Raw genomic sequence first — 23,698 nt, forward strand, 5'->3', positions numbered from 1 at the left:
ATGGCGACTAAAACCTCCGGTGAAATTATCCGCGACGGCCTCTGGGATAACAACCCTGCACTGGTTCAGGTGCTGGGGTTGTGCCCTCTTCTTGCGGTCACCAGCACGATAGTCAACGCAATCGGTCTCGGTCTTGCAACACTGATGGTGTTGATGGGCTCTAACCTGGCTGTTTCTTTGATCCGCAACTTTGTCAGCGAATCCGTGCGCTTGCCGGCGTTCGTGATGATCATTGCCTCTTTCGTGACCTGCGCCGAGCTATTGATGCAGGCGTATACTTACGAGCTTTACCAGATTCTCGGTATTTTCATCCCTCTGATCGTTACCAATTGCGCCATTCTGGGCCGTGCCGATGCGTTTGCCTCACGTAACGCTCCCGGCCCTGCACTGCTGGATGGTGCGATGATGGGCGCAGGCTTCCTGATAGTGCTGATTATTCTCGGCGGCATGCGCGAACTGATCGGTCAGGGCACCCTGTTTGTTGATATGCACCTGCTGCTCGGCCCCATGGCTGCCGACTGGGTCATTGAGCCGTTTGCCAACTATCCGGACATGCTGTTCATGGTACTACCGCCCGGCGCGTTCGTAGGTCTCGGGCTGCTGATTGCTCTGAAAAACAGCATCGACAACCACCTCAAGGAGCGACAGAAGGCAGTTCAGCCCGCAGCAGCGCCCGGTAGCAAACGCGTGCGCGTCACGGGAAACGTTTCATGATCTGCGGCTGGAGTCGTAACAAAACACCATGAATAAAGCCAAGCGTATCGAAATTTTCTCCCGTTTTCGGGAAGCTAACCCCAACCCGGAAACAGAGCTGAACTACAGCAGTCCGTTTGAACTGCTCATTGCGGTTATTCTCTCTGCGCAGGCCACGGATGTAGGCGTCAACAAGGCAACAGACAAGCTCTATCCGGTAGCTAACACACCCGAGACCATACTTGCACTGGGCGTGGACGGCTTGAAGAACTACATCAAGACCATCGGGTTATTCAACAGCAAGGCAGAGAACGTCATCAAGACCTGCCGCATTCTGATTGAAAAACACAACAGCATCGTACCTGATAACCGAGAGGACCTTGAAGCCCTCCCGGGGGTCGGCCGCAAAACCGCCAACGTGGTCCTGAACACAGCGTTCGGGCACATCGCCATGGCGGTGGACACTCATATTTTCCGGGTATCCAACCGCACCGGCATCGCTCCGGGCAAGAACGTTGTGGAAGTAGAAAATCGCCTGATGCGGCTGGTGCCGAAAGAGTTTCTTCAGGATGCTCATCACTGGCTTATCCTGCACGGGCGTTACACCTGCGTAGCGCGCAAACCCCGGTGTGGTGCGTGCATTATTGAGGATCTTTGCGAGTTCAAACAGAAAAGCGACTATCAATAAGAGACTCGGTCCAAACACAAAAAAGCCGGCGTTTGCCGGCTTTTTTGCAACTGGCTCAGGCGCTCTGTCAGCCTTGGCCCAGCATTTTCTTCTTCAGGCTCTTCTGCGCCGGTTCGTCTGAAAGCCAGATACCAAACAGGGCTTTCTTGAACTTGAGGTCTCCCACTGTGCCTTTTTGCTCGCTGTTCTTGAATACCTTTACACCTTCGCCAGGCACGTAGACCAGATCAAATACATCACCTGCCTTGATTTCCTCTTTGAACACCGACATGAACTGATCAATTTCCGACTGAATAGAGGGCTCATCAGCGTCAACCACGGCATTTCCATCGTGCTCCGCCTTTGGCACGTAAAGGCTTCCAACGTACAGATCAATGAAAAACTTGGAGCGAGTACCGGCACCGTTCAACTGAAGCTCAGTGCTGTTTGCGGTATAGGTATCCGGCACATATACGCCGCCAACGGTTAATGCCAAAGCAGGAGCTGAGAGTGTGGCGGCCAGCATCAGGGATGCAAAGCCCGCTAAAAATGCATTTTCCATAGCCCTTTCCTTTTCAGTCATTATTATGAGAATTCATTCGTCACCGGGTGCCGATCAGCAGCCCAAGGCGTTGCTATTCCAACAATGACCAGCACGAGCAAATCACCACCTGGTTCTCATTTGCATGGTTACTTTTCAGAGATACCTTTCAGAGATACTTTTGCAGAACCACTAAACCACAAAACGCCAGCCATGAGACATGGCCGGCGTTTCGGATGTTGCGTCAGAAAAGCTACTTGAACAGCAGATTTCCAGTCAGACCTTCTTTTTCCAGAATTTCACGCAAGCGCCGTAGCGCTTCTACCTGAATCTGACGAACCCGTTCCCGGGTCAGGCCGATTTCCTGCCCGACTTCTTCCAGGGTGCTGACCGGATAGCCCCTGAGCCCGAACCGTCGGGACAGAACTTCCTGCTGTTTGTCGCTGAGCTGGTCTATCCATTTCCCAAGGCAGGCACACATGTTGTTGTCCTGCAGTACGTCTGCAGGATCGGAGGCGCCCTCATCGGCCACGGTATCCAGCAGGGACTTCTCACCACCGGCACCAATAGGCGTATCCATGGAAGCGACGCGCTCATTGAGCCCCAGCATGCGCTTTACATCATTAACCGGCTTATCCACTTTCCTTGCGATTTCTTCCGCAGAGGGCTCGTGATCAAGCTTCTGCGTCAGTTCGCGAGCAGCCCGCAGGTAAAGATTCAGTTCCTTGACCACGTGAATGGGCAAACGGATGGTGCGGGTCTGGTTCATAATGGCCCGCTCTATCGTCTGGCGGATCCACCATGTTGCGTAGGTGGAGAAACGGAAACCCCGTTCCGGATCAAACTTTTCAACCGCGCGGATCAGCCCGAGGTTGCCCTCTTCGATCAGATCCAGCAGCGTCAGCCCCCGGTTCACATAGCGGCGTGCAATTTTTACAACCAGCCGTAAATTACTCTCAATCATTCGTTTACGACCGGACTCTTCACCCTTACGCGCGAGGCGTGCAAAGTAGACTTCCTCTTCCGGTGTCAAAAGTGGTGAGAAACCAATTTCATTGAGATAAAGCTGAGTGGCGTCCAGCTGCTTCGAACTGGTGTAATAACGCCCTTGGGTGGGAAATCCTTTCTCGACTTCGGCAGCCTCCGGAGCGCCCTTATCGGTTTTTTCTTCTGCGAGTAACTGATCTTCAGAGTCGTCAACGTTTCTGGAGTCGTCAACGTTTCTGGAGTCATCAACGTGTGTAGAGCCATCAACGTCTGATATACGATCAACAATCATATCTTCTTGTTCTGCTGACATATCTCTTGCCCCGCCTTTCAACAATCCTGGATTTTCGCCCGATACTTCTTTTTGTTGCGGGCATTGTTTATTTCTTTTCTCTTCAGGACTTCATCAATGGCCAGCTTATGCGCTGTTGCCATCATTTTTTCTTGTTTTAAACACCGCATCTGTCATTAGCGTGGTGGCAAATAATGGGTTGGGTCGACCGGATTACCATTTTTTCGGATCTCAAAATGTAACATGGGGCGCTCTGAACCATTGCCACCGAGTTCTGCTATGACCTGCCCGGCTTTTACTCCCTCCCCTTCAGTAACCAGAATCTTCCGGTTATGAGCGTATGCACTCAGATAGTGCTCGTTGTGATTTACAATAATCAAATTGCCATAACCCAGCAACCCGTTGCCAGCGTAGACCACACTCCCATCTGCGGCAGCTCTTACAGCATCCCCGGCTTTTCCGGCAATATCAACGCCTTTGTTGACTTTTCCGGATGCTGAGTAGCCTGCAATTACGGTGCCAGAGTGCGGCCAACGCCATGGGATACTGGCCACCGTCTGCGTACGTGCAGCCAGGGGTGCAGACTGGTCGGGCTTTCGGGTGACGGCTGGTTTCCGGGTGTTAGTGGGAGTTGGTGCAGGAGGTTTGGCACGTGGCGTCCGGGCGGAGTTATTCGCAGCAGGTCTCGATGCCTGCGCTGCGGAACGACTACTACCGGCCTGGGTACTACTGCGAAGGTCCAGCCGGAGTACCTGGCCGGCCCGGATAGTCCAGGGTGGACCAATTCCATTGGCGCTACCCAGCTCCCGGTAATCGCGGCCGTAAGTCCAGGCGATGCCGTACAGCGTCTCGCCCTGGCGCACAATGTGGCGCCCCCAGTAAACCGGCGGGTTGTAAATATCATCCTGATGAAGCGCTTGGGTATTGCAGCCGCTCATTGCGCCGGAAAGAAAAAGAAATGCAATCAGAAAGAACCAGACTTTGCCGGTTTCAGAAGCACAGGCAGTCGGTTGGGCACCAAAGAGGAACCGCGGGAAGGCCGGCAAAGCGGCTTGAGCTGACCCACGTAATAATCTCACAGGAATAACACCGGCCCGATTATGAGTAATCTGCGTTGGCTCAGAATCCAATCAAAGAAGATCCTGAAGTTTCAAAAGTAACTCGCTAATTTATTGCACATTTTGAAATCAAATCCAAGTTACTCACTGCCCATCCCCGTTACCCTTCACCGTCTTTGTTACGGGCGGGAACAACTATGTGCCTGTAAAGGTAACACGGGCCCACCCGGTGCTATCGGATGCCGGTCACTCCGCTTTCTGATAACGCCCACCAAGCCACTCAATCAGCAGCACAAGAACAATGCCAGCGAAGACCATTACCGCAGCCGAAGCAATCTGTGGATCAAGGCCAGTGAGATCGGCAAACGCTCCTGGGCTGACACTGACCTCACTCAACGGCACCTGTTCGCCTGAACTGTTGGTTCGCCAGCTCAGGGTCTCCTTCCATGGCCAAACCTTGTTCAGTGCACCAATCATGAAGCCGGTAAGTAAGGCCAGCACAAGGTCGTGATAGGCCTTGAAAGCCCATGTAATCAGTCTTGCAACCGACAACAGGCCCAGCACACAGCCTGCCATAAACAGCAGCAACATGGCGATATCAAAAGATTTTATAGCGGCAAGAACCGGCGCGTACATTCCAACAATAACCAGAATAAAACTGCCGGAAATACCAGGCAGGATCATCGCGCATATCGCGACAGCGCCAGCGCCAAAAAAGGTCAAAGCAGAAGGGTTTAGCTGGCCTACAGACAGGGTTGTAATCCACCACGCGGCGGCAATGCCAACCGAAAGAGGAATGAGCAGCGTTACGCGATAGTGTCGTGCCTGACGGCCGACGTGCCAGACAGAGGCGAGAATCAGCCCGAAAAAGAAACTCCAGATCAGAATCGGGTATTCGGCAAGCAGAAAACTGATCGCAGAGGCCAGGGTTACGACGCTGACGAGAATACCCACCAGTAACGCACTGAGAAAAGTGCCATCACAGGCCTGCCAGAATGCCCTCACATCCCCCCGGAACAGATATTTGAAAAGGGCCCCCGGGGCTGCATTTATCGCCTCCAGAAGCCGAAAGTAAATACCGGTTATAAACGCGATGGTGCCACCAGAAACACCGGGGACAATATCCGCTGCACCCATCGCCATACCCCGCAAAAATACGGATGCAGGATGTTGTGTGCGGGTGCTGCCTTGCGTGTCAGCTTTCTGAGGTTGCTCGCTCAACGGACAACTCCACCCAAAAGGGGCACAAACCGAACCGGCTCCAGCTCACGGCGTTCAAACCGGTCACCGTTGCGAATCACCTCAACAAGCACCTGGTGCTCTTCACCAACCGGTGCCACCAGCACGCCACCATCGGCAAGCTGATCCAGCAACTCGGATGGCACTTCCATCGGAGCGGCGGTAACAATAATGCCGTCAAATGGCCCTCTTTCTGGCCACCCCATACCACCATCCGCATGCTTGAGCATTACGTTCCGGATATTGAGCTGTCGCAGCCTGTCCCGGGCCCGATCCTGCAGCGGCTTGATCCGTTCAACGCTGTAAATCTGGTCGAAGAGTTGTGACAAAACGGCCGTCTGATAGCCTGATCCGGTACCCAGCTCCAGCAGCCTGGCGGGCTCATGCCTGAGCAGCAATTCCGTCATTCTGGCGACGATATAGGGCTGGGACAGCGTCTGGCCATAGCCGATGGGGAGCGAGCTGTCTTCGTAAGCACGATGCGAAAGCGCTTCATCCAGAAAAATGTGACGAGGGACCTGGCCCATCACTTCCAGCACGCGATCTGACTCGATACCCGATTCCTTAAGGCGTTGCACAAGGCGCATACGTGTGCGTCTGGACGTCATCCCGATACCCTGAAGCTCACCACTCACGCACCGTCCCCCATGGAGGCCTGGAGGGAGTCTGCCCACGACCTGAGGGACACCAGCGACTCATGACGAGTCATATCTATGTGCACCGGAGTCAGTGAAACATACCCTTGAGAAACAGCATGAAAGTCGGTTCCCGGGCCGGCATCGCCGCCTTTCCCGGCAGCGCCAATCCAGTAACGCTCCTTGCCCCTCGGGCAGGTCATTGGAACAGCGCCTTCAGCGCGCTCCCGGTCACCCAGACGGGTAACACGGAAGCCGGCGAGCTCTTCCCAGGGCAGATCCGGCACATTCACATTCAGGATGGAGTGAGGCCCCAAAACAAAGGGCCGCGTACTTTCCAGGAGCATGCGAACGACTCTGGCGGCCGTGTCAAAATGATTGCGCCCTTCGCTTACTAAAGACACAGCAATGGCCGGCAAACCAAGATGACGACCTTCCGTAGCCGCAGCTACGGTGCCGGAATAGATAATGTCATCCCCCAGATTGGCGTGGGTATTAATGCCGGAAACCACGCGGTCAAACGGCTCCCGAAACAGCCCGTTAACCGCAAGATGCACACAATCTGTAGGCGTACCGTCGACAGACCGGAAGCCACCGGGATGCTGCTCAACGGTCAGGGGGCGGTTGAGCGTCAGAGCGTTACTTGCACCGCTGTGATCCCGGTCTGGCGCTACTACTTCAAGATCGCCCAGGCCCTTGAGACCTTCATACAGGGCAACCAGTCCCGGTGAATGAACACCGTCATCGTTTGACAACAGAATACGCACAGTGCACTCCAATAAGTCGCCGGGCTAAACCCGCTAGTCGTGTTGTTTTTTATGCTGGCTGAGGCTCTTGTCCTCAAGCTCAAAAATATCACCCAAAACCGTGGTGGCGTACTGACCCGGCGCGAGGAAAAAATCCAGTTCCAAACCACCATCATCCAGCCATAGCCAACTCAGGCCCTCCGGCATAACAACCAGAGGACGACGCTCAGGCTTCATTCGAGTCGTCATAAACAAAGCAGCCAGCTCCGGAGTCTGCGCGACGGTGTCACGCTCACGCTGCCCAGCCTCACCGTTCGCACTTGTGCCGCCATCACCCCATAAAGGGCCGGTTGCAATCACATCAGGCTCACCCGGTAGCGGCGCCCGCCAACTGCCATCTGCCACCCGTGACGCCAGTACTTCATTGAATAACCAGGAGCGGGCAGCCGAAAAGTACAATACGTTTTTCCGGTCATCTCTGCCACCACCTGGCTTACCCCGACCTCTGCGTTTGCCATGCCCACCGCGACGATTCAGCGCCGAAGGATCAATGTGAACCGCACGATCGAGGTTCGTACCGCCAAAACCAAAGCGCTGAGGGCCAAAATAATTAGGTGCGCCCTGTATTTTCAAACGTTCAAGCGCGCTTTCAACCATCTCGCGCGAAGCGCTTACATGTCGGAGCGTAATGACAAAATGATTTCCCTGATGATCACCACGCCGCAATTTTCGCACGCTGCGATGAGCCGATTTTACCGGCCAGCGCTCCGAAACCTGGTCAATCAATGCTGTATCGTCTTCCATCATACCGGGACGATAAAGACTGAACCATTGACGGGTGACCGCGTGACGATCTTTTAGCCCGCAAAAACCCACATCAAAAGATCGACAGCCCGTGAGGGTAGCAAGCGCTCCCGCCACAAACTCCGTATTATCCCCGATTTTTTCGAGGTACAGACACAGATGCTCACCCTCACCCGTAACGCTGAGTAAACCCGGTGAATCCGCATGTTCCGGGAACTCCCCCATCACCTCATTAACCCGAAAGTCCTCAGGCGCAGTTTTCAAATAAGTACTGGCTACCCGAGTGCCACTCGATACCGGCCAATCCAGTCGCCAGTTCCCTGCACCAATTTCTGCGTCGCTCACGACGACACCGGCTCGAGCAGACACACCGCCTGGCAGGCAATTCCCTCACCACGGCCGGTAAATCCAAGCTTCTCACTGGTGGTCGCTTTAACGCTTACATGGCTAGCCGGGATACCGAGATCCTCCGCAATATTCAGGCGCATGGCCTCGATATGCAGTGCCATTTTCGGTGCCTGAGCGATGATCGTCGTGTCGACATTGAGAACACCGAAGCCCTCCTCCGCCACCCGAGCCATTACCCTACGCAACAAATCCCGGCTATCCGCACCCGCCCACTCGGCGCTGGTATCGGGGAATAGATGACCGATATCCCCCAAGGCAACCGCGCCCAAAAGAGCGTCCGCCAGAGCGTGCAACAATACATCGCCATCGGAGTGGGCTTTCAGCCCCTGGCTGTAAGGTATGGAAACACCGCCAAGAATAACGGCATCGCCTGCGCCGAAGGCATGAACATCAAAGCCCTGACCAATTCGCATAATCAACTCCGGGGGAATCCAGACAATTCAGAACCGGCTGAGAATAAAGCCAGCAAGATCCAGGTCGGCGGGTACGGTAATCTTGACATTATCCGACCGCCCTTCAACCAGAACGGGCATATTACCGCAAAACTCCATGGCAGAGGACTCATCCGTAACCGGCTGTTTTTCGTTCAGAGCCGTTTCCAACGCCGAAACCAGCATGGAATAACGGAACATCTGAGGCGTCAGCGCACGCCAAAGCTGGCTGCGATCGACCGTTCCAATAACGTCAGGCAAACGGCCAGGTTCGGCCTTTTTAAGCGTATCCGCAACCGGAGCAGCCAGCAGGCCACCCACCGGATGATCCATCAGCGTTGAAACCAGGTTCGCAAGATCGGCTGGATGAACGCAAGGGCGTGCCGCATCGTGAACCAGCACCCAGTCATCGGCTGCAACCTGCTCTTCCAGTGCGTGTAGTGCCGAGAGAACAGAATTCGCCCGCTCTGCGCCACCGCTGCAGGTCTGAATTCGATCATCGTTGCTGGCGTCAGACTCTGGCCACCAATGATCCGCTAAATTCAGTGGAACCATACAACCGGCAAAGAGGCGGGAATCCAGCAATCGCGAAAGCGTGATATCCAGAATAAAGCGGTTATTAATACGAAGGTATTGCTTGGGACACTCGGCCTGCATGCGCTGACCAATGCCGGCGGCGGGAACAATCAACCAGAGTTTAGGAGAAGTCATAGAGCTGTCGCATAGGGCCTGGAGAGCGTCGGGTAGATCTTTTCCGGGAACGTCGGTGGCCAAGGATGGCCACCGTCAAGCGCACATGGATGTGCTCGTAGCGTTTCCCGGAAAAGATCTACCCGACGCTCTGAACTCCAAACCCGAAAATTACTGCTCAACAACAAGAAAAAACGTCTCATCGTCACGAATCAACCCAAGGTTCATCCGGGCCCGCTCTTCAACAGCCCCTTGCTCATTGCGAAGGTTACGCACCTCCGCATACAGGCGCTCATTGCGGGTAGCCAACTCAGCATTCTCCTCACGCTGCTCGGCAATCGACTGCTCCAGCGTCCAGACCTGCGCAAAGCTGCCTTCCCCAATCCACAGGCGCACCTGCAGCAGGAGAATGAGAACAACCATGAAAGCCCAGAGCAACTTCATTAATACCGATTCCGTACATGAGTTAAACGATCAAAAATCAAACACCGGATGCCAAGTATAGACCTTAGAGTAGATTAGTAACAAATTCTTCTAACTGATTGGACAAAAAGGCCATCGTGACTGAACTTTCATTCAGAGCACGACGGCCTTAACATTTTGTTACCTGAAATCCGGAGGATTAAAAGCAAAACGGAAGCTGTTAGTCTCAGCCCTGCCCTTTAATCTCGCTCAGGCCACGATAGGGCGCCTTATCTTGCAGCGCCTCTTCAATGCGCAGCAACTGGTTGTACTTGGCAACGCGGTCGGAGCGGCAAAGAGAACCTGTCTTGATCTGACCCGCACAGGTAGCAACGGCAAGATCCGCAATGGTTGTGTCTTCAGTTTCACCGGAGCGGTGAGAAATAACCGCCGTAAAGCCGGCATCCTGCGCCATCTTGATGGCATCCAGGGTTTCACTCAAGCTACCAATCTGGTTGAACTTGATCAGGATGGAGTTGCCCACACCTGTGTCGATACCACGCTTGAGGATCCTGGTGTTAGTGACAAAAAGATCATCACCCACCAGCTGTACTTTTTCGCCGATCTTGTCGGTCAGTACTTTCCATCCGTCCCAGTCGCTCTCGTCCATGCCATCTTCGATGGACACAATCGGATAGCGCTCAGCCAAGCCTGCCAGGTAATCAGCAAAGCCAGCAGAGTCAAAGCTCTTGCCTTCGCCAGCCAATACATACTGGCCGTCCTTGTAGAATTCTGAGGCCGCGCAGTCCAAAGCCAGAGTGATGTCTGTACCAAGCTTGTAACCGGCTTTTTCAACCGCTTCCTTGATAATCGCCAGAGCCGCTTCGTTAGACGGCAGGTTAGGCGCAAAGCCACCCTCATCGCCAACCGCTGTATTCAGGCCCTGAGTCTGCAGCACTTTTTTCAGACTGTGGAAGATTTCGGCACCAATGCGCAGAGCTTCCGAAAAGCTCTTGGCAGCAACCGGTTGCACCATGAATTCCTGGATATCTACGTTATTATCCGCGTGCTCGCCGCCGTTCAGAATGTTCATCATCGGTACAGGCATGCTGAACTTGCCGGAGGTGCCGTTGATGTCAGCGATGTGCTCGTAAAGCGGCTTACCCAAAGACTCCGCAGCAGCTTTAGCCGCTGCCAGGGATACCGCCAGGATAGCGTTCGCACCCAGATTGGCCTTGTTCTCGGTGCCATCCAGCTCCAGCATGATGTTATCCAGCCCGCGCTGGTCTGCAGCATCTTTACCTTTCAGCGCATCACAGATCTTGCCGTTAATGGCCGCAACTGCCTTCAATACGCCTTTACCCAGATAACGGGACACATCACCATCGCGCAGCTCCAGCGCTTCACGGGAGCCTGTAGAGGCGCCAGACGGTGCACAGGCACGGCCAAGAGTACCGTCTTCCAGAATTACGTCCGCTTCTACCGTGGGGTTACCACGGGAATCCAGAACCTCACGGGCTTTAATGTTGGCAATCTTGGTCATTCTTCAGGGTCTCCAAGTTTATAAACAGAATCTGGTGCAAGAGAGAGCGGGGCACGGCTTTACGAAAAACGCTACAAGCACATCCATGTGCGCTTGGCTCCGCCATCCATGGCTCCGCACATTTTCGTAAAGCCGTGCCCCGCTCTCTCCCATAACCTGTACCTATAACGCGAAAACCGCCAATCAGGCGGTGTCGATAGGTTTAAAACTCTTCACAAGGTCATCAACAGCCTTCACACGCTGCAAAAACGGCTCCAACTGGCTGAGACGCAGGGCGCAAGGGCCATCGCACTTGGCCTCATCAGGGTTCGGGTGAGCCTCAAGAAACAACCCCGCCAATCCCTGAGACATGCCAGCCAGTGCCAGATCGGTAACCTGGGCACGACGACCACCGGCGGAATCTGCACGACCGCCCGGCATCTGCAGTGAATGGGTCACATCAAACATAACCGGCACGTTCATGGATTTCATGATGCCAAAGCCGAGCATATCGACCACAAGGTTGTTGTACCCGAAACTACTGCCCCGCTCGCACAAGATAACCCTGTCGTTTCCGGCTTCTGCGCACTTGCTGATGATGTGTTTCATCTCCTGCGGAGCAAGAAACTGGGCTTTCTTGATGTTGATCGCCGCGCCGGTTTGCGCCATGGCAACCACCAGATCAGTCTGGCGGCTCAAAAAAGCAGGCAGTTGGATGATGTCACAAACCTCAGCAGCTGGCGCCGCCTGTGCCGCTTCATGGACATCAGAAATAATCGGAACACCGTACTTGCTCTTGAGATCGGCCAGTATCTGCAGGCCTTTATCCAGCCCCGGCCCGCGGAACGAGTGCACCGAAGACCGGTTAGCCTTGTCGAAGGACGCTTTGAACACGTAGGGAATACCCAGCTTGCGGCAAACCTCAACGTAGCTATCGGCAACCTCGAACGCCAGATCCCGGGATTCCAGCACGTTCATCCCGCCAAACAACACAAACGGTTTGTGGTTGGCGATGTCGATATCAGCAACAGTAACGATACTTTGGGCCATAATCAGGATTCCTTACGGTTTGCCAACGCTGCTTCCACAAAGCCCTTGAACAGCGGGTGACCATCGCGGGGCGTCGAGGTGAATTCCGGGTGGAACTGACAAGCAACAAACCAGGGGTGATCGACAACTTCCACCACTTCCACCAACTTGCCATCGGTGGAACGCCCGGAAACCAGGAGGCCTGATGCTTCCAACTGCGGCAGGAAATAATTGTTCACCTCGTAACGGTGACGATGGCGCTCACGAATGGTTTTTCGGCCGTAGCAGTTGGCAATGTTCGAGCCTTCGGTCAGTACACAATCCTGAGCACCCAATCGCATGGTGCCGCCAAGATCTGAATCGTCGGTGCGCTCTTCGCGTTCACCGGTCGCATCCAGCCACTCGGTGATCAGGCCAACTACAGGCTCTGGAGTGTGCTCACGGAATTCAGAGCTGTGGGCATCAACCAGGCCGGCTTTGTTACGGGCGTATTCGATAACCGCCACCTGCATGCCCAGACAAATACCTAAATAAGGAACCTTATTCTCACGGGCGTACTGTACCGTGCGGATCTTGCCCTCCACACCACGCTCGCCAAAACCGCCCGGAACCAGAATAGCATCGGCACTCTCAAGCACCTTGGTACCGTCGCGTTCGATGTCTTCAGAATCAATGTAATTGATTTTTACCTTGGTCCGGGTCTTGATGCCCGCATGCAGCAGAGATTCGATAAGCGACTTGTAGGCTTCCAGCAATTCCATGTACTTACCGACCATGGCAATGGTCACTTCGTGCTCGGGGTTCATCAGTGCTTCGACGACACCGTCCCAATCACTAAGGTCCGCCTCACGTGCATCAAGATTGAAACGCTCAATTACCAGTTCATCCAGACCATGCTCATGAAGCATGCGGGGAATAGCATAAATGGATTTGGCGTCACGCATTGGAATAACAGCACGCTCTTCCACGTTGGTAAACAGCGCGATCTTCCGGCGGGAGCTGACATCCACTTCGTGCTCGGAACGGCACAGCAGAATATCAGGCTGCAAACCGATAGAACGCATTTCCTTTACGGAGTGCTGGGTCGGTTTGGTTTTAATTTCGCCAGCCGTGGCAATGTAAGGCACCAGTGTCAGGTGCATGAACAGCGCACGGGAGGAGCCCACTTCAACCTTCAACTGACGGCAGGCTTCAAGGAACGGCAGGGACTCAATGTCGCCAACGGTACCGCCCACTTCAACCAGAGCCACATCCGCACCGGCTGCGCCTTCTACCACGCGGCGCTTGATCTCGTCGGTGATGTGGGGAATAACCTGCACAGTGCCGCCAAGATAATCTCCGCGGCGTTCTTTGCGTATAACCTCTTCGTAAACCCGGCCCGCCGTGAAATTATTACGACGGCTCATCGGCGTACGGATAAAGCGCTCGTAATGGCCAAGATCAAGGTCGGTTTCAGCACCATCTTCGGTGACATAGACTTCACCGTGCTGGAACGGGCTCATGGTACCTGGGTCCACGTTTATGTATGGGTCCAGCTTGAGGATAGTAACCTTCAGGCCACGTGCCTCAAGGATCGCAGCCAAAGAGGCCGATGCGATTCCTTTCCCCAGTGAGGACACAACACCGCCGGTGACGAAAATATAACGCGTCATGCAGATTCCATGATTATCAGGTTCTGTGAAGGAGGGAGATTGTCATCTCAAGATGGGACGCCAGACTACCAGAAAGCCCTCAGCGACTCAATCACAATCCCGCTCCACAATCAGCCGCCAGCCTGCTTCAGGGGCGCTTCCGCAGTATTGTTCAGAACACCATAAATCGCCGATAGCGATCAGCTCACTCTCTTCCTTTATGCCCCTGAAAACCAAGGGCAGACGGCGCCTTTGCCAAGGCGGAATCGCCTGCTCCTGAAACCATTTTTTCAAGGATCTTGAGGGGCCAAACGCGTGAAAACGGATACGCTCTCCGCCCTGCCTCGTACATATCCGTATTGGCGGAGCATCGGTTTCCGCAGTAGCCACCGGCATCAGCCGAATCGTCAACTCGTCCCAGCGCACTGGCTGCCCTGGCTCGAGGGGTACAGGTTCATCCGGCAAATCCGCCATTTCGGAAACAAGGTAAAGCTCCCCCTGAAAACGCCGCAGGCTGCAGCCTTCTGCCTGCAGTTCGGGCGACCGATCTTCAGCTGCATGCAACAGGTCGTGCAATACCTGTGACCAGTCGCTGATTGAAGGAGACCGGTGTCCGGCGCGCCGCATCCACCAGCGCAGAAGGTTTTTCTGTTCCGCGAGAGAGAGCGCGTTCAACCTTGCTACGGGGAGGCGGCGTGGGTGTCCTCCCAGTGACTGCCACTGCAACTCCGCCAGCCGCTGATTCAGGAAATCGCTTTCCGAACAAGCACCCGCACTGTGCCGAAGGCGCTGATTCAGGCCCGGCCAGCGCTTTTTGAGCAGGGGGAGAATGCTGAGGCGCAGGAAGTTGCGATCGAACCGTTGATCTGTATTGCTCGGATCGTCAATCCATGAAATACCAGCCTGACGAGCATGGCGCTCGAGTTCCGATCGCTCAACACCCAGCAACGGGCGGGCAAGATGGCCAGCCCCCAGCGGGCGACTTCCGGGCATGCCGGCGAGTCCGGCCACACCGCTGCCGCGAAACATGCGAAAAAGAACGGTTTCGGCCTGATCATCACTGTGATGGGCCATCAGAAGAATATCACCAGGCTCGAGAAGTGCCTCAAAAGATTCATAACGAACCTTGCGAGCGGCTTCTTCAAGGCCTGAACCCTGCTTGACTGATACGAGTTGAACGGTGAGATGAACATCAAGCCCGGCGCACAAGTCGCGACAAAAGGCTTCCGTTTCGCCGGCATTGGTCTGAAGCTGGTGATTTATATGTATGGCGCGCACGCCCGAATGGCAGTGCGCGGCAAGGTGCAGCAATAGCGTGGAATCCAGGCCGCCGCTGAGGGCAACCCAAAGGCGCCGGAAGCCAGAGACAGCTTTTACCGGCGCAATCAAAGCCTCCGAAAACGCGAACCCTGATTCGGGCTTAACGCCCTGTGTCATAGCGGGTCAACCGCTCATACCGCCGGGAGACCAACTCATCCAGAGGCAAGCGGCTGAGCTCAGCCATACCCTTGGCGAGTATTTCACGCAGGGCTTCAGCCATTTTCTCAGGATTGCGGTGAGCACCACCCAAGGGCTCCGTGATGACGTTGTCTGCCAGACCTAGATCCCTCAGGCGATCCGCCGTCACGCCCATAGCTTCAGCTGCCAGGGAAGCGTACTCGGCGCTTTTCCACAAAATGGAAGCGCAGCCTTCGGGCGATATAACTGCATAAGTAGCGTACTGCAGCATATTCAACTGATCGCACACGCCGATGGCCAATGCTCCGCCGGAACCACCTTCACCGATCACGGTAGAAATAATGGGTGTCTTGAGACGAGACATCACAGCCAGGTTGAACGCAATCGCCTCACTCTGACCACGCTCCTCAGCACCGATGCCCGGATAGGCACCCGGGGTGTCTATAAACGTAAGAATGGGCATTCTGAAGCGCTCGGCCATTTCCATCAGGCGCAGCGCTTTACGATAACCTTCCGGGCGCGGCATGCCAAAGTTACGTTTGACCTTCTCCCGCACTTCCCGACCCTTCTGATGGCCAATCACCATCACAGGCTTGTCATTCAACCTGGCTGTGCCGCCCACAATGGCCTGGTCGTCTGCATAACGCCTGTCGCCGTGGAGCTCATCGAAATCATCAAAGATCATTTCGATATAATCCAGGGTATAGGGTCGGCGCGGGTGCCGCGCGAGACGGGCGACATCCCAAGGGTGCAGGTCCGAGAATATGTTCTCGGTAAGGCTGACGCTTTTCTTTTTCAAACGGGTAATTTCATCAGAAATATTGATGTCGGTGTCGTTGCCCACCATACGAAGCTCTTCAATCTTGGCTTCAAGGTCAGCAATCGGTTGTTCGAAATCGAGATAATTAGGGTTCATGATGTTCCATCATTTGTTGCCAGGCGGAACAACACTCCGCCAACACAGAATTTGGTACAAAGATAGCAGTGCCCGGTTCACGTCTAAAGCGGACATTGGTATGAGTCCACAATCTGACAAATATTTAATCTTCGGACAGCACTTTGCCTTGCTCACTCAATCATAGACCAGTTCTACGCACTGGTCGCCCATGAGGTATCTCAGCTCCAGCAGCAGGTTGTCGTCCGGCCGCACCCGCCAGGCTTCCCCCAGTTCAATCCGGGTACTGGCTTCCTGGCTACTGTATTCTATCCAGACCGGGCTGCCATCACAGCGAAACGGCCTGAGCGTGCTGTCGATCTTGTCCAGCAGGCCATTTTGCAGTTGGTCCGCATGCAGGTTCAGCTTCAGGCCCTTACTGAACTGTTTCCGGGCACTGGGCACATCCATTACCGAGCTGACGCGCATTTTCATCTGGCCGGAATAATCATCGTGGCTCACCTGCCCCTCAACCACAATCACCTGGTCTGACTGCAGCAGCTCCCGGTTCTCAAAGAAGGCTTCAGAAAACAACGTGGCTTCAATCCGCGCGCTCCGATCGTCCAGCGTGATAAAACACATAGTGGAACCCGTGCGGGTTTTCATGGTGCGCTGAGCAACAACCAGCCCGGCAACTCGTTGTGGTGACTTATTGGGCTTGAGATCGGAAATGGAGGAACGTACGAAGCGCCGGACTTCCCGCTCGTATTCATCGAACGGATGGCCTGTCAGATACAGCCCCAGCGTGTCTTTTTCACCTTTCAGGCGTTGTTTCTCCGGCCATTCCCGCACCCCGGCGACGTCTGCGTATGGGTCACCGCCTTCACGGGCCTCCAGCATTTCGCCGAACATATCCATCATGCCCACGGATTCATTGCGCGACTGTTGATCCGCTTGCTGCACCGCCTTCGGGATGCTGGCCATCAGCTGAGCCCGGCTGGCACCGAGTTTGTCCATGGCGCCGGAGCGGATAAGAGCTTCCATGGCCCGTTTATTTATTTTCTTGAGATCGACCTTGCGACAGAAGTCGAAAAGATCCTGATAGGGCTCACCGCTGGCACGGCCTTCCACAATGGCTTGAATCGGGCCTTCGCCTAACCCCTTGATCGCGCCAAGCCCGTACACAACCTGGCCTTCATCATTCACTGTAAAGGTGTATTCCGAACGACTTACGTCCGGCAGCACCAGGTCCAGTTTGAGATTGCGGCACTCCTCTACCAGCGTGACCACTTTATCCGTGTTCTGCATATCGGCGGTCAGCACCGCAGCCATGAACTCGGCAGTGTAGTGGGCTTTCAACCACAGGGTTTGGTACGACACCAGTGCGTAGGCGGCAGAGTGGGATTTGTTGAAGCCATAGCCGGCGAATTTCTCCACCAGATCGAAAATGTTTTCCGCAAGGGTTTTGTTGATGCCGTTGTTTTCGCAGCCATCCAGGAAGAATTGCTTCTGCTTGGCCATTTCTTCGGGTTTTTTCTTACCCATGGCACGGCGCAACATGTCGGCGTTGCCGAGGGTGTAGCCCGCCATCACCTGAGCAATCTGCATGACCTGCTCCTGGTAAAGGATAACCCCATAGGTGGGCTCCAGAACCGGTTTCAGGCCTTCGTATTGATAATCCGGATGCGGGAACGACATGGGCTGCTTGCCGTGCTTACGATCGATAAAGTCATCAACCATGCCCGATTGCAGCGGCCCCGGGCGGAACAACGCCACCAGAGCGATCATATCTTCCAGTGAGTCCGGCTGCAGGCGGCGAATCAGGTCTTTCATACCGCGGGATTCCAACTGGAACACGGCGGTCGTCTCGGCCTTTTTCAGCATCACGAACGAAGCCGGGTCGGCCAGCGGAATTTCGTTGATATCCAGAGGCGGCAGGCCACGGCCTTCCCGCCGTGGGTTAATCATCTTCAGCGCCCAATCGATGATGGTCAGCGTTCGCAGGCCAAGAAAGTCGAACTTCACCAGACCGGCTTCTTCCACATCGTTCTTGTCGAACTGGGTCACCAGGCTACCGCCTTCATCATCACAATACAGCGGTGAGAAGTCGGTGATTTTGGTGGGCGCAATCACCACCCCGCCAGCGTGTTTACCGGCGTTTCGGCACACACCCTCAAGTTTGAGGGCCATTTCCCAGATTTCCTGAGCTTCTTCATCCTGCTCCAGGAACTCCTTCAGCGTTGGCTCCTGTTCAATGGCCTTGTCCAATGTCATTCCCACTTCAAACGGGATCATTTTGGACAGTTTATCTGCAAGACCGTAAGACTTGCCCTGCACGCGGGCAACGTCCCGAACCACCGCCTTGGCGGCCATGGTTCCGAAGGTAATGATCTGTGAAACCGCTTCCCGGCCGTACTTCTCAGCGACGTAAGCAATGACGCGATCACGCCCTTCCATACAGAAGTCGACGTCAAAGTCGGGCATGGATACCCGCTCAGGGTTGAGGAAGCGCTCGAACAGCAGATCGTATTCCAGCGGATCCAGATCCGTGATGAGCTGGGCATAGGCCACCAACGAGCCTGCACCGGAACCACGACCCGGTCCCACCGGTACGCCGTTGTTCTTGGCCCATTTGATGAAGTCCATCACGATCAGAAAGTAGCCGGGGAATCCCATCTGGATGATGATATCCAGCTCGAAATTCAGGCGATCGTAATAGGCCTGGCGCTTGCTGTCGTAATCCGGATCATCTTTCGGCAGGGTTTTGGCAAGACGATCCTCCAGGCCCTCTTCCGACACCTGGCGGAAGTAGTCGTCCATGGTCATGCCTTCGGGCACCGGGTAATTGGGCAGGAAGTACTCGCCCATACGCACGGTCACCGAACAGCGCCGCGCTATTTCCAGCGTGTTCTCAACGGCTTCAGGAATATCACTGAACAGCTCAATCATTTCCTCCGCGCTGCGAAGGTATTGCTGATCGCTGAAACGACGGTCGCGACGCGGATCATCCAGCGCCCTGCTCTCACCAATGCAGACCCGGGCTTCATGGGCCTCAAAATCGTCGGCCTCCAGAAAGTGTACGTCGTTTGTAGCAACGACGGGGAGCCCGAGCTTTTCGGCCAGCTCAACACTCATGTGCAGGCAGTCTTCATCGCCGGGCCGGCCCGTTCGCTGAAGCTCCAGATAATAAGAGCCCGGGTACAGGTTCATCCAGTACTCAGCCCGGGCTTTTGCCAGTTCTGGCTTGTCAGCCAGCAAAGCCTTGCATACATCGCCCATTTTGGCGCCAGACATGGCAATCAGGCCGTCGGCCCTGCTCTCCAGCCATTTGCGCTGAACGATCGGCTTGCCGTGGCGTTGCCCTTCAGTATACCCAAGGGAAACAATCTCTGTGAGGTTGAGGTAACCCTTGTTATCCCGGGCTAGCAGCGTCAGACGGAAGGGGTTTTCCGGCTCGTCCGGGTTCTCCAGCCAGAGATCCGCGCCAATAATGGGCTTCACACCAGCGCCGGTTGTCGTCTTGTAAAACCGGACCAGCGAGCACATGTTGGACTGCTCTGTGAGGCCCACAGCCGGCATGCCCAGTTCCACAACGCGCTTGACCAGCGGTTTAACACGGACAAGACCGTCCACCATGGAGTGTTCGGAGTGCACGCGAAGGTGTACAAAAGTCTGCGACATAACGTCAGGTTGTTCCTGCATGTATATTGTTGGATGGCGTGAGAGAGCCGGCGGCATTCAGCCGCCAATCAATGCCCGTATGTCTTCTTCCGTCTGCGGGCCAAAGCGGGCCTCCAGAAGTTTCCCCTCAGGATTCACGACAAACGTAGCTGGCAACGCAACCGGGAATTTCCAATCAAACTCCGGGCCCGGATCCTTCGCAAGCATGGTGTATTCAATGCCCATACGCTTACCGAGATCCACCAGAGCTTCGCCCTTCACATCATCAAAGTTTACGCCGAGCACGGTAACATCCGGCGCCTTGTCCAAATCGTTCAGCTCCGGGATTTCTTCCAGACAGGGCTTACACCATTCGGCCCAGTAGTTGACGAGGACCCACTGACCGCGCAGGTCATCCCAAGGGAGTTTCGGGCCTTCAGCGCGCTCCAGTTCAATTTTCTGGCAACCTGCCAGTAAAGCCGTCAAAACCAATACGCCTGCAATGGCTGCCCCACGAGATAACCGAGGGATGACAGGGTTCTGCAAGGGAAAACCTCCTGTTAGACTGCGGGCCACACTATTCACAGTTGCAGCATCCATTTCAACAAACAGGCACGAAGATGACAGAACCCACCCGGATTTTCCACAACCCTCGCTGTTCAAAATCCCGCCAGGCTCTTGAATTACTGACAGAGCGCGGCATTGAGCCTGAAATTATACGCTACCTGGAAACGCCGCCAACAGAACAGGAGCTTTCAGAAATTCTTGACGCACTCGGCCGCCAGCCACGTGAACTGATGCGCACCGGAGAAAATGAATACAAGGAGCTTGGCCTGGACAACCCGGATCTGAGCCGCGAAAAACTGATTGCTGCTATGGTAGCAACCCCGAAACTGATTGAACGGCCAATTGTACTCGCCAACGGCAAGGCCGCCGTGGGTCGGCCACCGGAAAACATTCTCACGATTCTTTGATTTTACGACTGTCGACTGAAGGACGTTAAAATGCCCGAGCAACTGCCCTATGTTCTGATTCTCTATTACAGCCGCAACGGGCAGACTGCGGAGCTGGCAAACCAGATAAGCCGGGGTGTCGCAAGGGTGAATGGCATCGAAGCAAAGTTGCGCTCCGTTCCAATGGTTTCCCCGGACACAGAAGCCTCGCTGCCTTCGGTTCCGGATGCGGGTGCGCCCTACGCAAGCAAGTCAGACCTGGCCAACTGCGCCGGCCTGGCTATTGGCAGCCCGACCCGATTTGGCAATATGGCAGCGCCCCTGAAGCACTTTCTGGACACCACCGGTGATCTCTGGCTTGGCGGAGCGCTGGTTGGTAAACCGGCAGGGGCATTTACCTCAACCGGAAGCCTGCACGGGGGCCAGGAAACCACGCTATTGACCATGATGATGCCACTGCTTCACCACGGTATGCTGTTGTGCGGCCTGCCCTATACAGATAAAAATTTGAATGAAACGACAACCGGGGGCACGCCCTATGGCCCTTCACACTGGGCCGGAACCGCCGAACAGCAGCCCCTGAGCCAACATGAAAAGGCGCTCTGCCAGTTCTTTGGTGAACGCTTGGCAAACCTGGCGCTCAAACTGGCAGACTGACACAAACACAGCCGCACAGCGTAAAGCTATCTATACTTTTCTTCTGGAATCCAACAATGCTCCACAACCCAAAAGCCCGGCATACCTCGCAGGCAACCCAGTTTCTCTATTTGGCGGTACTGGCAACCCTTTTGATAACAACCTTTTACCCTGCCCCGGTTGAAGGCGTTTCCATAACTCTGATTCTTTCTGTCAAGCTGATCCCACTACTGGCACTGGCCGTCCCCGTGTTCCGTGGCCACAATCGGGGTTACATCTGGCTGGCCTTCGTGGTGATCTTTTACTTCACCCAAGCAGTGGTTTCCTCCTGGCTTAGCCAAGGCGCACCTGGCCCGGTCACTCTCATGATCCTTACCCTTCTGTTGTTCATCATGGCGATGGTTCATTTGAAAGTGAACCGGCCGGTTACAGGCTGACATGCTCCAATACCGGAAAGGGACACCCTATGCCCAACCCCACTAATACAGAGCACCTGTCAACAGGGCAGCCATCAAGGCCGCCCGCGCCGCCACGGAGCATTCTGACTCTGCGGGATATCTGCACGGCGCTGGTCACCGATGGCGAAATCAACCAGGACAGCGCAGAACGTGTGCTTTCTGCCAACCTCGGCGCCGCCAGCAACCAGGCAGCAAAACGCCACCCCCTGGAACTGGTTGCGATCGCAGCTCTCACCAGTGAAAAAAGCGGCAAAACTCTCGATCTCGAAGGATTGACACAATGGCTCGCAGACTGGGCTGGCCAGTCTTATTACCACATTGATCCATTGAAAATAGACACGCCTTCGATTGCCCGGGTCATGTCGTACGCATTCGCCCAACGCCACGGCATTCTGGCTGTAGAGATCAGGCAGGAAGAAATCCTGGTAGCCAGTGCTGAACCCTTCAAAAGTGACTGGGAAGGCAACCTGCGCCAAGCCTTGCGCAAGGATATCCGCAGAGTAGTCGCGAACCCGGAAGACATCCGCCGTTACTCCATCGAGTTCTACCAGCTCGCGAACTCTGTCAACAAAGCCAGCGGCGGCCAGGCACCGGGCAACAACGCAGGCCACCAGAATCTGGAGCAATTACTGGACCTGGGCGCCGCGGAAAGCGCAGACGCCAACGACCAGCATGTTGTGCGCATTGTCGACTGGCTGCTGCAGTATGCGTTCGATCAGCGCGCATCCGACATTCACATTGAACCACGCCGCACACTGACCCACATCCGCTTCCGGATTGATGGTGTACTGCACAGTGTTTACGAGTTTCCCGAACATGTGGGCATGGCCATTACCAGCCGGCTCAAGATTCTGGGGCGGTTGAACGTCGCTGAAAAACGTCGGCCACAGGATGGCCGCCTGAAAACCCGCAAGCCCGACAACAAGGAAGTGGAGCTGCGCTTGGCCACCATGCCGACGGCGTTCGGGGAAAAAATGGTGATGCGGATATTTGACCCGGATGTACTACTGAAATCCTACGAACAACTGGGGTTCAGCCGCGAAGACCGCGAGCGCTGGCAGGAGGCAACCTCAAAGCCCCACGGGATTGTGTTGGTAACTGGCCCTACGGGTTCCGGCAAAACCACCACCCTCTATTCCACGTTGAAACAGATCGCCTCTGCCGAATTGAATGTGTGCACCATTGAAGATCCCATCGAGATGGTTGAGCCTGCTTTCAACCAGATGCAGGTCCAGACCAATATCGACCTGACCTTTGCCACCGGTGTACGGGCCCTGCTGAGACAGGATCCGGACATAATCATGATTGGCGAAATCCGCGATCTTGAAACCGCCGAAATGGCGGTGCAGGCAGCACTGACCGGGCATCTTGTGCTCTCCACACTGCACACAAACGATGCACCAAGCGCTTTGACCCGAATGATGGAACTGGGCATTCCGCCGTATCTGATTCGCGCAACCGTGCTGGGAGTTATGGCTCAGCGCCTTGTTCGAACTCTGTGCCCCCACTGCAAAGCGCCGACCCCGGTCGACATTCAGGCGTGGCAAACTCTGACAAGACCCTGGAAAGCACCCGCGCCAAAACAGTTCCACAAGCCGGTTGGCTGCCTGGAATGCCGCAATACGGGTTATCTTGGCCGTGCGGGGGTGTATGAAATCATGACTCTTTCAGGCGCACTAACAAGCCAGATCACCGATCAGTGCGAACTGGAACAGCTGCGACTGGACGCCTACCGGGAGGGCATGAAATCACTGCGCCTGAGCGGCGCACAAAAAGTTGCCAGCGGCCTGACCACCGTCGAGGAAATACTGAGGGTAACGCCAGAAAGCCAGCGCTGATCGCAGAATGCTTTGAAGAATGCTTTAGAGAATACTGTGAAGAGCA

Annotated in this window: 23 protein-coding genes; 6 read left to right on the forward strand and 17 right to left on the reverse strand. The window is 55.1% G+C overall.

The features are described 5' to 3' along the window. Together ACN0V1_RS08875 and nth are read left to right on the forward strand one after the other, a co-directional pair. Complete coding sequence (locus tag ACN0V1_RS08875) at positions 1-714, forward strand: electron transport complex subunit E (RefSeq protein WP_417544644.1); 714 nt, start codon at positions 1-3, stop codon at positions 712-714. 28 nt (positions 715-742) lie between these two features. Further along, entirely contained in the window at positions 743-1,381 is a 639-nt protein-coding gene (nth, locus tag ACN0V1_RS08880) for an endonuclease III (RefSeq protein WP_417544645.1), read from the forward strand. Between the two features lie 67 nt (positions 1,382-1,448). Here nth and ACN0V1_RS08885 read toward each other — a convergent pair whose 3' ends face one another. The 17 genes from ACN0V1_RS08885 to ACN0V1_RS08965 form a co-directional block, all read right to left on the reverse strand. Then, positions 1,449-1,922 (reverse strand): chalcone isomerase family protein, encoded by a 474-nt coding sequence (locus ACN0V1_RS08885; RefSeq protein ID WP_417544646.1) that lies wholly within the window; start codon positions 1,920-1,922, stop codon positions 1,449-1,451. Positions 1,923-2,154: 232 nt separating this feature from the next. Further along, entirely contained in the window at positions 2,155-3,201 is a 1,047-nt protein-coding gene (gene rpoS / locus ACN0V1_RS08890) for an RNA polymerase sigma factor RpoS (RefSeq protein ID WP_417544647.1), read from the reverse strand. 155 nt (positions 3,202-3,356) lie between these two features. Further along, positions 3,357-4,118, reverse strand: a complete 762-nt coding sequence (locus ACN0V1_RS08895; protein WP_417544686.1) for a peptidoglycan DD-metalloendopeptidase family protein — start codon at positions 4,116-4,118, stop codon at positions 3,357-3,359. Between the two features lie 366 nt (positions 4,119-4,484). After that, positions 4,485-5,381: a DUF368 domain-containing protein gene (locus tag ACN0V1_RS08900; RefSeq protein WP_417544687.1), complete on the reverse strand. Its 897-nt coding sequence runs from the start codon at positions 5,379-5,381 to the stop codon at positions 4,485-4,487. Positions 5,382-5,455: 74 nt separating this feature from the next. Next, positions 5,456-6,085 (reverse strand): protein-L-isoaspartate(D-aspartate) O-methyltransferase, encoded by a 630-nt coding sequence (locus ACN0V1_RS08905; RefSeq protein WP_417544688.1) that lies wholly within the window; start codon positions 6,083-6,085, stop codon positions 5,456-5,458. A gap of 23 nt (positions 6,086-6,108) precedes the next feature. After that, positions 6,109-6,879, reverse strand: coding sequence for a 5'/3'-nucleotidase SurE (gene surE / locus ACN0V1_RS08910; RefSeq protein ID WP_417544648.1), 771 nt, complete (start codon positions 6,877-6,879; stop codon positions 6,109-6,111). Positions 6,880-6,912: 33 nt separating this feature from the next. Continuing rightward, positions 6,913-8,007: a tRNA pseudouridine(13) synthase TruD gene (gene truD / locus ACN0V1_RS08915; RefSeq protein ID WP_417544649.1), complete on the reverse strand. Its 1,095-nt coding sequence runs from the start codon at positions 8,005-8,007 to the stop codon at positions 6,913-6,915. Next, positions 8,004-8,483: a 2-C-methyl-D-erythritol 2,4-cyclodiphosphate synthase gene (ispF, locus tag ACN0V1_RS08920; protein ID WP_417544650.1), complete on the reverse strand. Its 480-nt coding sequence runs from the start codon at positions 8,481-8,483 to the stop codon at positions 8,004-8,006. Before ispF ends, truD begins: the two co-directional genes overlap by 4 nt. A gap of 27 nt (positions 8,484-8,510) precedes the next feature. Then, positions 8,511-9,212 carry a 2-C-methyl-D-erythritol 4-phosphate cytidylyltransferase gene (ispD, locus tag ACN0V1_RS08925; RefSeq protein ID WP_417544651.1) on the reverse strand — a complete coding sequence of 234 codons (702 nt, stop codon included), beginning with the start codon at positions 9,210-9,212 and terminating at the stop codon, positions 8,511-8,513. A gap of 150 nt (positions 9,213-9,362) precedes the next feature. After that, complete coding sequence (locus ACN0V1_RS08930; RefSeq protein WP_417544652.1) at positions 9,363-9,635, reverse strand: septum formation initiator family protein; 273 nt, start codon at positions 9,633-9,635, stop codon at positions 9,363-9,365. Positions 9,636-9,840: 205 nt separating this feature from the next. Then, entirely contained in the window at positions 9,841-11,136 is a 1,296-nt protein-coding gene (eno, locus tag ACN0V1_RS08935) for a phosphopyruvate hydratase (protein WP_417544653.1), read from the reverse strand. A gap of 183 nt (positions 11,137-11,319) precedes the next feature. Continuing rightward, positions 11,320-12,165 (reverse strand): 3-deoxy-8-phosphooctulonate synthase, encoded by an 846-nt coding sequence (kdsA, locus tag ACN0V1_RS08940; RefSeq protein ID WP_417544654.1) that lies wholly within the window; start codon positions 12,163-12,165, stop codon positions 11,320-11,322. 2 nt (positions 12,166-12,167) lie between these two features. Beyond that, entirely contained in the window at positions 12,168-13,796 is a 1,629-nt protein-coding gene (locus ACN0V1_RS08945) for a CTP synthase (RefSeq protein ID WP_417544655.1), read from the reverse strand. 87 nt (positions 13,797-13,883) lie between these two features. Further along, complete coding sequence (tilS, locus tag ACN0V1_RS08950) at positions 13,884-15,212, reverse strand: tRNA lysidine(34) synthetase TilS (protein WP_417544656.1); 1,329 nt, start codon at positions 15,210-15,212, stop codon at positions 13,884-13,886. Then, positions 15,196-16,149 (reverse strand): acetyl-CoA carboxylase carboxyl transferase subunit alpha, encoded by a 954-nt coding sequence (gene accA / locus ACN0V1_RS08955; protein WP_417544657.1) that lies wholly within the window; start codon positions 16,147-16,149, stop codon positions 15,196-15,198. Before accA ends, tilS begins: the two co-directional genes overlap by 17 nt. A gap of 156 nt (positions 16,150-16,305) precedes the next feature. Beyond that, the gene (gene dnaE / locus ACN0V1_RS08960; RefSeq protein ID WP_417544658.1) at positions 16,306-19,788 is read right to left on the reverse strand and encodes a DNA polymerase III subunit alpha; all 3,483 of its coding nucleotides are present in this window, start codon (positions 19,786-19,788) and stop codon (positions 16,306-16,308) included. Between the two features lie 57 nt (positions 19,789-19,845). Next, positions 19,846-20,298 (reverse strand): TlpA family protein disulfide reductase, encoded by a 453-nt coding sequence (locus ACN0V1_RS08965; protein WP_417544689.1) that lies wholly within the window; start codon positions 20,296-20,298, stop codon positions 19,846-19,848. An 89-nt stretch (positions 20,299-20,387) separates the two neighbouring features. Between ACN0V1_RS08965 and arsC the strand changes: the two genes are divergently transcribed. From arsC to ACN0V1_RS08985, 4 genes are read left to right on the forward strand one after another with little or no spacing between them, the layout of a single operon-like run. Then, a complete protein-coding gene (gene arsC / locus ACN0V1_RS08970) occupies positions 20,388-20,741 on the forward strand; it encodes an arsenate reductase (glutaredoxin) (RefSeq protein ID WP_417544659.1) in 354 nt (117 codons plus the stop codon). A gap of 30 nt (positions 20,742-20,771) precedes the next feature. Beyond that, on the forward strand, positions 20,772-21,377 hold the full coding sequence (gene wrbA, locus ACN0V1_RS08975; RefSeq protein ID WP_417544660.1) for an NAD(P)H:quinone oxidoreductase: 606 nt from the start codon (positions 20,772-20,774) through the stop codon (positions 21,375-21,377). Between the two features lie 56 nt (positions 21,378-21,433). Beyond that, positions 21,434-21,793 (forward strand): DUF2069 domain-containing protein, encoded by a 360-nt coding sequence (locus ACN0V1_RS08980; protein ID WP_417544661.1) that lies wholly within the window; start codon positions 21,434-21,436, stop codon positions 21,791-21,793. Positions 21,794-21,822: 29 nt separating this feature from the next. Then, positions 21,823-23,652 carry a GspE/PulE family protein gene (locus ACN0V1_RS08985; protein ID WP_417544662.1) on the forward strand — a complete coding sequence of 610 codons (1,830 nt, stop codon included), beginning with the start codon at positions 21,823-21,825 and terminating at the stop codon, positions 23,650-23,652. Positions 23,653-23,698: the final 46 nt, after the last annotated feature.

The organism is Marinobacter sp. (assembly GCF_048266785.1).
Lineage (GTDB): Bacteria > Pseudomonadota > Gammaproteobacteria > Pseudomonadales > Oleiphilaceae > Marinobacter.

Excerpts from the sequence above, each read along its gene's own strand:
- wrbA (WP_417544660.1), top strand. The coding sequence starts at position 20,772 with ATGCCCGAGCAACTGCCCTATGTTCTGATTCTCTATTACAGCCGCAAC.
- ACN0V1_RS08905 (WP_417544688.1), bottom strand. The coding sequence starts at position 6,085 with ATGACGTCCAGACGCACACGTATGCGCCTTGTGCAACGCCTTAAGGAA.
- ACN0V1_RS08930 (WP_417544652.1), bottom strand. The coding sequence starts at position 9,635 with ATGAAGTTGCTCTGGGCTTTCATGGTTGTTCTCATTCTCCTGCTGCAG.
- nth (WP_417544645.1), top strand. The coding sequence starts at position 743 with ATGAATAAAGCCAAGCGTATCGAAATTTTCTCCCGTTTTCGGGAAGCT.
- ACN0V1_RS08945 (WP_417544655.1), bottom strand. The coding sequence starts at position 13,796 with ATGACGCGTTATATTTTCGTCACCGGCGGTGTTGTGTCCTCACTGGGG.
- kdsA (WP_417544654.1), bottom strand. The coding sequence starts at position 12,165 with ATGGCCCAAAGTATCGTTACTGTTGCTGATATCGACATCGCCAACCAC.
- ACN0V1_RS08885 (WP_417544646.1), bottom strand. The coding sequence starts at position 1,922 with ATGGAAAATGCATTTTTAGCGGGCTTTGCATCCCTGATGCTGGCCGCC.
- ACN0V1_RS08985 (WP_417544662.1), top strand. The coding sequence starts at position 21,823 with ATGCCCAACCCCACTAATACAGAGCACCTGTCAACAGGGCAGCCATCA.
- ACN0V1_RS08980 (WP_417544661.1), top strand. The coding sequence starts at position 21,434 with ATGCTCCACAACCCAAAAGCCCGGCATACCTCGCAGGCAACCCAGTTT.
- arsC (WP_417544659.1), top strand. The coding sequence starts at position 20,388 with ATGACAGAACCCACCCGGATTTTCCACAACCCTCGCTGTTCAAAATCC.
- rpoS (WP_417544647.1), bottom strand. The coding sequence starts at position 3,201 with ATGTCAGCAGAACAAGAAGATATGATTGTTGATCGTATATCAGACGTT.
- tilS (WP_417544656.1), bottom strand. The coding sequence starts at position 15,212 with ATGACACAGGGCGTTAAGCCCGAATCAGGGTTCGCGTTTTCGGAGGCT.
- accA (WP_417544657.1), bottom strand. The coding sequence starts at position 16,149 with ATGAACCCTAATTATCTCGATTTCGAACAACCGATTGCTGACCTTGAA.
- ispD (WP_417544651.1), bottom strand. The coding sequence starts at position 9,212 with ATGACTTCTCCTAAACTCTGGTTGATTGTTCCCGCCGCCGGCATTGGT.
- ACN0V1_RS08895 (WP_417544686.1), bottom strand. The coding sequence starts at position 4,118 with ATGAGCGGCTGCAATACCCAAGCGCTTCATCAGGATGATATTTACAAC.
- eno (WP_417544653.1), bottom strand. The coding sequence starts at position 11,136 with ATGACCAAGATTGCCAACATTAAAGCCCGTGAGGTTCTGGATTCCCGT.
- ispF (WP_417544650.1), bottom strand. The coding sequence starts at position 8,483 with ATGCGAATTGGTCAGGGCTTTGATGTTCATGCCTTCGGCGCAGGCGAT.
- dnaE (WP_417544658.1), bottom strand. The coding sequence starts at position 19,788 with ATGTCGCAGACTTTTGTACACCTTCGCGTGCACTCCGAACACTCCATG.
- ACN0V1_RS08875 (WP_417544644.1), top strand. The coding sequence starts at position 1 with ATGGCGACTAAAACCTCCGGTGAAATTATCCGCGACGGCCTCTGGGAT.
- ACN0V1_RS08900 (WP_417544687.1), bottom strand. The coding sequence starts at position 5,381 with ATGGCGATGGGTGCAGCGGATATTGTCCCCGGTGTTTCTGGTGGCACC.